The organism is Rhodococcus sp. MSC1_016 (assembly GCF_023667485.2).
Classification (GTDB): domain Bacteria; phylum Actinomycetota; class Actinomycetes; order Mycobacteriales; family Mycobacteriaceae; genus Rhodococcus_F; species Rhodococcus_F oxybenzonivorans.
Window position 1 is genome coordinate 6969263 of sequence record NZ_JAMOZI020000001.1, and the last position, 9974, is coordinate 6979236.

Below are 9974 nucleotides of genomic sequence, written 5' to 3' on the forward strand. Positions count from 1 at the left end.
ACATGCCAGTGATCACCGACCTTCTCGCGTCCATTGCCGGCGAGCGCATCGAATTGATCGACCTCACCGCACCACTGACGGACAAGACCCCGGTGCTGCGTTTGCCGGAACCGTTCAAGAACACCCTGCCGTTTCGCCTGGAGTTGATCAGCCGTTACGACGAGGAGGGACCGGGCTGGTACTGGAACAACATCCACACCGGCGAACACACCGGCACCCACGTCGATGCGCCGAACCACTGGATCACCGGCAAGGACGGACTGGATGTGTCACAGGTGCCGTTGCGCTCGCTGATCACCTCGGCCGTCGTACTCGATGTCACCGACCGGGTGGCCGAGAACCCGGACTTCCTCCTCGATATCGCCGACATCGAGCAGTGGCAACGCACGCACGGTGCCCTCCCCTCCGGTGGTTGGCTCCTCTACCGCACCGGGTGGTCGAGTCGATCGGAAAACAGCGACGACTTCCTCAACATCGACGAGACCGGTTCGCATACACCAGGTTTCACGGCCGAGTGTGCACGCTGGCTCGCCGAGGAAACCGACCTGGTCGGGGTGGGTGTGGAAACCGTCGGCACCGACGCCGGTCAGGCTGCCGCACTGGATCCGACGTTCCCCTGCCACCACCACATGCTCGGCGCGGGCAAGCTGGGACTGACCCAGCTGCAGAACCTCGATCGCCTGCCGCCGACTGGATTCGCGCTCGCGGTCCTGCCACTGCCCATCGTCGGCGGATCAGGCAGTCCCGCCCGCGTGGTCGCACTGGTCGAGAAGTAAGGAAGAGTCAGATATGGCCGAACGTTCTTTCGCCGCCGAAGTCGAACAACTCCGCAACGGCGCCGGCACCACCCTGCACGTCGAGGGCATCCTCGCCGTCACCAAGGCACTGCTGCAATCCGGTGTGGCCTATGTCGGCGGCTACCAGGGTGCACCGATCTCGCACCTGATGGATGTCCTCGGTGACGCCCACGAGATCCTCGACGAGCTCGGGGTCTATTTCGAGAACAGCGCCTCGGAGGCGACCGCGGCCGCGATGCTGGCGGCGTCCGTTCACTACCCGCTCCGCGGTGCGGTGACCTTCAAATCCACGGTCGGCCTGAATGTCGCCTCGGACGCGCTGGCGAACCTGGCCAGCGGCGGCGTCACCGGCGGCGCGCTCGTCATCCTCGGCGAGGACTACGGCGAGGGCTCGAGCATCATGCAGGAGCGTTCCCACGCCTTCGCGATGAAGTCGCAGATGTGGTTGCTCGATCCCCGGCCCAACGTCTCGGCGATCGTCGACGCGGTCGAGGTCGGCTTCGAGCTGTCCGAGGCGAGCAACACCCCGGTGATGCTCGACCTGCGGCTCCGCTCCTGCCACTTGCACGGGGCGTTCGTCGCCAAGGACAACAAGCGTCCACCCATGACAGTCAGCGATGCGCTCGACAATCCGCTGCGCGACATCGACCGGATCGTGCTACCGCCGGCCAGCTTCCTGCACGAGAAGGAGAAGATTCACGACCGGTGGCCGGCGGCGGTCGCATTCATCAAGGACCGCGGTCTCAACGAGGTCTTCGGGAACGACAAAGCCGACATCGGCATCATCGTGCAGGGCGGTCTCTACAACACGCTGAACCGGTCGATGGAGTTGCTCGGCTGCTCCGACGCGTTCGGGCGCACCCAGGTACCGACGTACGTCATGAACGTCACCTACCCGGTCGTCGACGACGAGATCATCGAGTTCTGCCAGGGCAAGCGCGCCGTCTTCCTCCTGGAGGAGGGCCAGCCCGACTACATCGAGCAGAACCTGAACGCGATTCTGCGCCGGGCAGACATTGCCACCGCACTGCACGGCAAGGACATGCTGACGCTCGCCGGCGAATACACCTCGACGGTCGTCACCCGCGGCGTCAACGAGTTCCTCCAGCGGTACCTCCCGGACGTCGTCGCGCACCAGCCCGCCCTGCTGCGTGATCCCGACGACCCGACGAGCCCCACCGCTCCCCGCGTGTCGTCCGAGGTCATCTCGCCGCGGCCGCCGGGACTGTGCACCGGATGCCCCGAACGCCCGATTTTCAGCGGTCTTAAACTCGCCGAGCGGGAGACCGGCAAACATCACGTCAGCGCCGACATCGGCTGTCACCTCTTCGCCGTCAACGCACCGTTCGACCTCGGAGCCACGACGATGGGATACGGCCTCGGATCAGCCGGTGCCTCCGCCTTGAGTTCCAAGGACACCGACCGGCGCAGCATCGCGATCATGGGTGACGGCGGTTTCTGGCACAACGGCCTCACCAGTGGCATCGGCAACGCCGTCTTCAACAAGAGCGATCAGGTCCACCTCATCGTCGACAACGCCTACGCCGCGGCGACCGGTGGGCAGGACGTGCTGTCATCCCGGGCAGACCTCCCCACCCGGTCCACCCAGCACCCGATCGAGAAAGCCGTCCGCGGTATCGGCGTGAAATGGGCACGCACGATCAAGAACACCTACGACGTCGGCAAGGTTCGTGACACGTTCGTCGAGGCCCTCACCACAGAGGAGTCGGGACCCAAGGTGCTCGTCATGCAGAGCGAGTGCCAACTCAATGCCCAGCGCCGCGTCAAGCGCGACAGAAGCGCAGCACTGGCTGCCGGTAAGCGGGTGGTGCGCGAGCGGTTCGGGGTCGACCCCGACACCTGCACCGGCGACCACGCCTGCATCCGGATCTCCGGCTGCCCGTCGTTGACGATCGCACCCAACCCGGATCCGATGCGCACCGACCCGATCGCCGAGGTCCTCGACAGCTGCGTCGGCTGTGGAGTGTGCGGGGAAAATGCCCACGCCGCGGTGCTGTGCCCGTCCTTCTACCGCACCGACGTCATCGACAACCCCACCCGCCGCGAACAGCTCCTTGCGAACGTCCGCTCGTGGTGGATCAAGATCGCATCCCGCGGCATCGAACGCCGCGCCGCTCAATTCGAGGCAGCCTGATGTCCAACTGGTACAACGGTCAACGTCCGATCACTCTGGCGATCGTCGCCCTGGGCGGCGAAGGCGGCGGCGTGCTCGCCGACTGGATCGTCGCCGTCGCCGAGAACGCCGGCCACTACGCGCAGAACACCTCCGTCGCCGGTGTCGCCCAGCGCACCGGGGCGACGGTCTACTACGTCGAGATCTTTCCGCCTGGCGACGAGCCGAATCCGTCATCGGCAGCTGACGCCCGAATCGAACCGGTGCTCAGCGTGTTTCCGAGTCCCGGCGAGGTGGATGTCCTGATCGCCTCGGAATTGATGGAATGCGGCCGGGCCGTCCAGCGTGGGTTCGTCACACCCGATCGAACGACCTTGATCACCTCGACCAATCGCGTGTACTCCATCGACGAAAAGATGGCCCTCGGTGACGGTCGCGCCGACAGCTCCGAACTCGTCGCGGCGGCCCAGCGGGCCTCGAAGCGACTGATCGCCGCCGACTTCATGGAGATGGCAGAACAGAGTCGCAGCGTCATCAGCGCCGCACTGTTCGGCGCGCTCGCCGGCTCCGGGACCCTTCCGTTCACCAGGGACCAGTTCGAGGCGCCGATCCACGCCTTCGGAAAGGGCGTCGAATCCTCACTGAAGGCCTTCTCTGCGGGCTTCGACGCTGCGGTGCAGCAGCAGAAGCCACGCCCCGCACGGAAGTCGAATCCGATTCCCATCTCGATCGGACCGCGACCGGTGACCCCGGAGGATCGCAAAGCGGAGGAAGAGGCACGGCGTAGAACGGTCGCGGCGACAGATCCCTTCGCACTGGTCGGGCCGGCCCTGCGGCCGCTCGCCGCGCGAGTCCTGGATCTCCCTCCCGCGGCGCGGTCGATGATTCTGCACGGACTGGTCCGCACCGCGGTGTACCAGAATCTGTACTACGCCGAGCGCTATCTCTCCCGGGTCATGCGCTTTGCCGAGGTTGATCCGGACACAGCCGGAGCGGCTCGGCTGACCACCGAAGCGGCCCGGCACATCGGGTTGTGGATGTGTTACCAAGACACGATCCAGGTCGCGCTGCAGAAGACGCGGCAGGCGCGGATGGAGCGGATCCGCGCCGAGGCGCGGGCGGAACGCCACCAACTGATGCAGGTTCGTGAATACCTCCATCCGCAGATCGACGAGATCACCGACACGATGCCCTCCCGACTGGGGGCCCGCATGCACCGTTCGAAGTGGTTCCAGCGGTTGGTCGGCGCGATCACCCACAAGGGGATGATCCTGAACACGAGTTCGGTGCACGGTTACACGATGTTGAGCACCATGGCGCGGTTGCGACCCCTCCGCCCGCGGTCACTGCGGTTCGTTCGGGAGCAGGCGGCCATCGAGGAGTGGATCGACCACGCGCTGCGGGCTGCAGCAGTCGATGCCGACCTCGGACGTGAGATCGTCGAATGCCAGCGTGTCCTCAAGGGTTACGGCGCCACGTATGAGCACGGCGGCGACAGCTTCGGCAAGTTGATGTCCGCGGCCCACGCATTGGTCGGCTCACCCGGTGCGGTCACTTCGCTGGCAGAGCTCCGTGAGTCCGCGCTCGCCGACGAAGACGGAGCCCGACTGGACGCCAAGCTGGCGACTATGAAGCTGGGGGACAGCCTCGTCCAGCAACTGGAGGCCACGGCTTCCGGCCGCGGGTAACGGTCAGGGCTGGTGGATGACCCGCATTGCGTGTTCTCTGGCCGGTCCGCTGAGGGCGTCGTTCAGTTCGTCGAAGAGCCGGCCGGCCGTGACACCGTTCCATCCCGGTGGAAGGAGGGGAAGGGGGAGGCCGGGATCGAGGTAGGGCAGCCGCCGCCACTCGGTGAGCATGGGCACATATTCGGCGAAGGCGTCTCGCGGGGTGAGTGTTCCGGCGCTCGACCGTTCGAGGACCGGACGGTACTTGTCGAGAAATGCGGCATAGAGGGTAGTGAGTGCGTCGAGATCCCACCAGGTGCGCACCTTCGTGCGGAGATCGCCGAAGCCGAGGTGTTCCGCGCTGTACATGTCGACGTATTCGCTGAGTCCTCGCCGTTCCAGCGTTTCCCTGGTCTCGCGCACGAGGCTTCCCGGTGCGATCCATACCCCCGGCGCGGTGGTGCCGAAGCCGAGACGGGTCAGGAACGTTCGGAGAATGTGCCGCTTGTCCCGTTCTGATTCGGGGATGGAGAAGACCACCATCAACCAGCCGTCTTCGATCTCGGCGCGCTTGCGATCGAAGATCCTGACATCGCCCTCGGCGAGTGCATCCAGAGTCTGCTTGGACAGCGAATAGCCCGCGGCGCCGTCGTGACGATGGGCTTCCAACGTTTCGCGTCGCTTGAGCCGTGAAATCGACGAGCGAACCGCGGCTCCGTCCACACCGAGATGGGACATCAGCCGGACCACGGAGGCAACCGACAACCAGTTCGACTCGGCCCGTGCGTAGAGCCCGAAGATCGTCACGATCAATTCGCGCGGTTGCAGCTCGTTCGATCGTTCGATGGCCAAGTCGTCGGCGAAGCTCTCCGTCGTCATGGATACACCATAACCATCGTCGCGGCCACGAAGCATCGGGTGGCCAGCAGGCGATCTATGCAATATTTCGTATCGTTGACGAGCGTAACAATCAGTGCATACGCTTGCGACGTCCATATCTATAGTGGGAAGGCCATCTATGACGCTGTCTCCGTCGGCGCACCTGGACTCGTTCTGCCGCGACAACCTCCCCCCGGAAAATCTGTGGCCGAACTTCGAATTCACCCTCCCGGAGTTGCGGTACCCGGACCGCCTGAACTGCGCATCTTCACTTCTCGACGACCAGGTCGCCGCCTTGGGCGGAGATCGCCCAGCGCTGCTCTCGCCGTCCGAAAACTGGACCTACGGGCAACTTTTGCGCCGCGCCAACCAGATCGCCCAGATACTCACCGAAGACTTCGGGCTGGTACCGGGCAACCGCGTATTGCTCCGCGGGCCGAACAACCCATGGTTGGTGGCTTGCTGGTTCGGGGTGGTGAAGGCAGGCGGCGTTGCCGTGACGACCATGCCGCTGCTTCGCAGCGGTGAACTGAGCAAAATTATCGACCTCACCACACCCTCGCTCGCGCTGTGTGATCACCGGTTCGCAGCCGACCTGATCGAGACCGGCCAGATCGGCGCTCTGTTCTACGGAAGTAACGAACCCACCGACCTCATCGCCCGCACCGCCGCCAAATCCGGGCGCTTCACCAACGTCGCCACCGCGGCCGACGATGTCGTTCTGCTGGCCACCACATCCGGAACCACCGGTACCCCGAAAGCGACGATGCACTTCCACCGCGACATCCTTGCCGTTGCGGACACCTTCTCGGCACGGGTACTCCGGCCGACTTCCTCGGACGTCTTCACGGGAACGCCACCACTGGCGTTCACCTTCGGGCTGTGCGGTCTCGTGGCCTTCCCGCTGAGAGTGGGTGCCGCGACGTTACTACTCGAGAAGACAATTCCGAGTGAGCTGGCCGACGCGGTACGGGAACACGCAGTGTCGGTGTTGTTCACCGCCCCCACCGCGTACCGGGCAATTCTCCGCGAGAACAAGGCGCAGAGTCTCGCCTCGGTTCGTCGCTGCGTGTCTGCGGGCGAGCATCTGCCGACAGCGGTGTGGGAAGAGTTCCACGAGGAGACCGGAATTCGCATCATCAACGGCATCGGTGCCACCGAAATGCTGCATGTCTTCATCGCGGCTAGTGACGACGACATCCGACCCGGGGCCACCGGGAAGGCCGTACCGGGTTATACCGCAGCGGTACTCGACGACGACGGACAGCCCGTTCCCGACGGCACACCGGGACGTTTGGCGGTGACCGGCCCGACCGGTTGCCGATATCTTGCCGACGACCGCCAGCACCAGTACGTCCAGAACGGGTGGAACATCACCGGAGATACGTATATTCGCGACTCCGACGGCTACTTCTGGTACCAGGCACGTAGTGACGACATGATCGTCTCGTCCGGCTACAACATCGCCGGCCCGGAGGTCGAAGAAGCGCTGGGCCGGCACCCCGACGTGAAGGAATGCGCGGTCGTGGGTCTGCCCGACCCCGATCGGGGAATGATCGTCCACGCGGCAGTCGTACTGATCTCGGACACCGTGGGCAGCGACACCAAGGTCCGCGAACTCCAGGACTTCGTCAGAAATCAGCTGGCACCGTACAAGTACCCTCGCAGTATCGATTTCCTCGCCCATTTGCCGCGCACCCCGAACGGCAAGATCCAGCGCTACCGGCTGCGGGAGTTCCGACGGGCCACGCGCTAGTCGCGCCTGAATTCGGCATTGCCGGCGAAAAACTCGGCGGAATCAAAGTGAGCGCAATCTGCACAGTCGACGCGTTCAGCGGATAGATCATCACCCAAAATGTTCCTAGTGTTGCAGATCACATCGTGAGCGAAGTCAGGAGATCTAGACCATGAGCGACTATCTCGGGATCGACGGCAAGACGGCCATCATCACCGGCGGCGCCACCAAGATCGGGCGCGGCGTCGTCGACTCTCTGCACGAGAGTGGTGTCAACGTCGTTGTCGCCGACATCGACCGGGACGGTGGCAAGATCGCTGTCGACGGCAAGAAGAACGCTCTGTTCAGCGAGACCGACATCACCGACGACGGGGCGATCGAGGCCTGCGTGGCTACCACCCTCGACACTTTCGGCTCCATCAACTTTTTGGTGAACCTGGCGTGTACCTACATCGACGACGGCGCCGAGTCCAGCCGCACCCAATGGACCACCGCTCTCGATGTGAACGTCGTGAGCGCCGCTATGTTCGCCGCAGCGGTCCGCCCGCACATGGCCGCGCAGGGCGGTGGCGCCATCGTGAACTTCGGTTCCATCTCCTCGAAGGTCGCCCAGACAGGGCGATGGCTGTACCCCGTTTCCAAGGCAGCCGTGGTGCAACTGACCCGGAACATGGCGATGGACCTTGCCGGCGACAACATTCGCGTCAACTCGGTGAGTCCGGGCTGGATCTGGTCGAAGGTGATGGATGAGCTCTCGGGGTCGGACCGGGCCAAGACCGACCGGGTAGCCGGGCAGTTCCACCTCGCCGGCCGAGTCGGAGACCCCACCGAGGTGGGCGACGTGATCGCGTACCTGTGTTCGCCCCGCGCCGCCTTCGTCACCGGAGCCGACTGGGCCATCGACGGAGGCTACTCCGCGATGGGGCCCGAACAGGCAACCCCGGCCATTCCGCTTCTCGCCCGATAACCGTCGACACAAAGGACTTTCTTTCCCATGCGCAAAATCACCATCGTTGGAGCCGGCCAGGCAGGACTTCAGCTCGCCATAGGTCTGGTCGACGCCGGGTACGACGTGACCGTCGTATCCAACCGGACTCCGGAGCAGATCCGTGAGGGCAAGGTCATGTCCAGTCAGTGCATGTTCGGCGGGGCCCTCGCGCGTGAGCGCGCCGTCGGACTGGACCTCTGGAGCGATGAATGCCCCTCGGTCGAGGGCATCTCGTTCACTGTCGCCGACAACGGAAACCAGGCCTTCTCCTGGGCGTCGCGCCTCGACCTCCCCGCCCAGTCGGTCGATCAGCGCGTGAAAATGCCCAAGTGGCTCGAGGAATTCGAATTACGCGGCGGCAAGCTGGTGATCCAGGATGCCGGGATCGGTGACCTCGAAGAGTTCGCTGCCGACTCCGATCTGGTGATTCTCGCCGCAGGCAAGGGCGAGATCGCGAAGATGTTCGAGCGGGACGCCACACGGTCGGTCTTCGACCGCCCACAGCGTGCCCTGGCGCTGACTTACGTCAACGGAATGGTGCCGCGGGAGGAACATTCCGCGGTGGCGTTCAACATGATTCCGGGTGTCGGTGAGTATTTCGCCTTTCCTGCGCTCACCACCAGTGGACCGTGCGAAATCATGGTGATGGAGGGCATCCCGGGTGGACCGATGGACTGCTGGGCGGATGTGACGACTCCCGAGGAGCATCTGGCAAAGTCCAAGTGGGTGGTCGAGACGTTCGTCCCCTGGGAGGCCGAGCGCTGCGCCGACATCACCCTCACCGATGACAACGGGATCCTCGCGGGTCGATTCCCACCCACGGTTCGCAAGCCGATCGGCGTCTTACCTTCGGGTGCGAATATCCTCGGGCTTGCCGACGTGGTGGTCCTCAATGATCCGCTCACCGGCCAGGGCTCGAACAACGCGAGCAAGTGCGCGGCCTCCTACCTTGCCAGCATCATCGAGCAGGGCGACCGACCCTTCGACGCCGCATTCATGACCAACACCTTCGAACGATATTGGGATTACGCCCAATACGTGGCGTCGTGGACGAATGCGCTACTCAGCCCGCCTCCGGAGCATGTGCTGACACTGCTCAGCGCCGCAGCCACCGAGCCACGAATCGCTCGCCGGTTTGCCAACGGATTCGACGATCCGCGTGACTTCTTCCACTGGTTCATGACACCCGAAGCCGCCGCCCAGTACCTCACCGACGTCGCGAACTAGCATTCGCCCGAATCAACGATTGGAAGCCGTCAGTCATGCGCAGCATTGCTATCGTCGGAGCCGGACAGTCCGGGGCGCTACTGGCGCTCGCCTTACTCACACGTGACTTCCGCGTCACCCTGGTGACCGACCGAACGCCCGACGAGGTCCGGATCGGTCCCGTCATGTCCAGCCAGTGCATGTTCGACTCGGCACTGCAGATCGAGCGGGATCTCGGGCTCGACCGCTGGGAGGAGCGGTGCCCGCACATCGACACGATGGCGCTCACTGTCTCGAAAACCCATGACAGCAACGAGATCACGGTAACGACACCCTTGATCGGTTTCGCGCAGTCGGTCGACCAGCGCGTCAAGTGTGCGGATTGGGTCGACGAGTTCGTAGAACTCGGTGGCGATCTGATCATCAAGGCGGCGAGGCCCGGGGACATCGAAAATCTTGCCCACAGCCACGACCTGGTCATCATCTCGAGCGGCAAGGGCGACCTCGGACGACTCTTCCCCCCGGATTCGGTGAAATCGCCGTACAACCGGCCGCAGCGGGCATTGTC

7 protein-coding genes and 1 pseudogene are annotated in these 9974 nt (G+C 64.3%); 7 read left to right on the forward strand and 1 reads right to left on the reverse strand.

Going from position 1 to position 9974, the window contains the following annotated elements; all coding sequences use genetic code 11:
- Nucleotides 1-2 precede the first annotated feature (2 nt).
- From L1080_RS32385 to L1080_RS32395, 3 genes are read left to right on the forward strand one after another with little or no spacing between them, the layout of a single operon-like run.
- The gene (locus L1080_RS32385; protein ID WP_159924255.1) at nucleotides 3-776 is read left to right on the forward strand and encodes a cyclase family protein; all 774 of its coding nucleotides are present in this window, start codon (nucleotides 3-5) and stop codon (nucleotides 774-776) included.
- A gap of 13 nt (nucleotides 777-789) precedes the next feature.
- On the forward strand, nucleotides 790-2952 hold the full coding sequence (locus tag L1080_RS32390) for a thiamine pyrophosphate-dependent enzyme (RefSeq protein ID WP_250772538.1): 2163 nt from the start codon (nucleotides 790-792) through the stop codon (nucleotides 2950-2952).
- Nucleotides 2952-4619, forward strand: a complete 1668-nt coding sequence (locus L1080_RS32395; RefSeq protein WP_250772536.1) for an indolepyruvate oxidoreductase subunit beta family protein — start codon at nucleotides 2952-2954, stop codon at nucleotides 4617-4619. The genes L1080_RS32390 and L1080_RS32395 overlap by 1 nt, the downstream gene beginning before the upstream one ends.
- Nucleotides 4620-4622: 3 nt before the next feature.
- Here L1080_RS32395 and L1080_RS32400 read toward each other — a convergent pair whose 3' ends face one another.
- Nucleotides 4623-5477: a PaaX family transcriptional regulator gene (locus tag L1080_RS32400; protein WP_159924259.1), complete on the reverse strand. Its 855-nt coding sequence runs from the start codon at nucleotides 5475-5477 to the stop codon at nucleotides 4623-4625.
- Between the two features lie 139 nt (nucleotides 5478-5616).
- Here L1080_RS32400 and L1080_RS32405 point away from each other — a divergent pair, with 139 nt between their 5' ends.
- The 4 genes and pseudogenes from L1080_RS32405 to L1080_RS32420 form a co-directional block, all read left to right on the forward strand.
- Nucleotides 5617-7233: an AMP-binding protein gene (locus tag L1080_RS32405; protein WP_250772534.1), complete on the forward strand. Its 1617-nt coding sequence runs from the start codon at nucleotides 5617-5619 to the stop codon at nucleotides 7231-7233.
- 151 nt (nucleotides 7234-7384) lie between these two features.
- The gene (locus L1080_RS32410) at nucleotides 7385-8179 is read left to right on the forward strand and encodes an SDR family oxidoreductase (RefSeq protein WP_159924263.1); all 795 of its coding nucleotides are present in this window, start codon (nucleotides 7385-7387) and stop codon (nucleotides 8177-8179) included.
- Nucleotides 8180-8206: 27 nt separating this feature from the next.
- A complete protein-coding gene (locus tag L1080_RS32415) occupies nucleotides 8207-9427 on the forward strand; it encodes a styrene monooxygenase/indole monooxygenase family protein (protein ID WP_159924265.1) in 1221 nt (406 codons plus the stop codon).
- Nucleotides 9428-9462: 35 nt separating this feature from the next.
- A pseudogene (locus tag L1080_RS32420) lies at nucleotides 9463-9974 on the forward strand (flavin reductase); the annotation flags it as partial.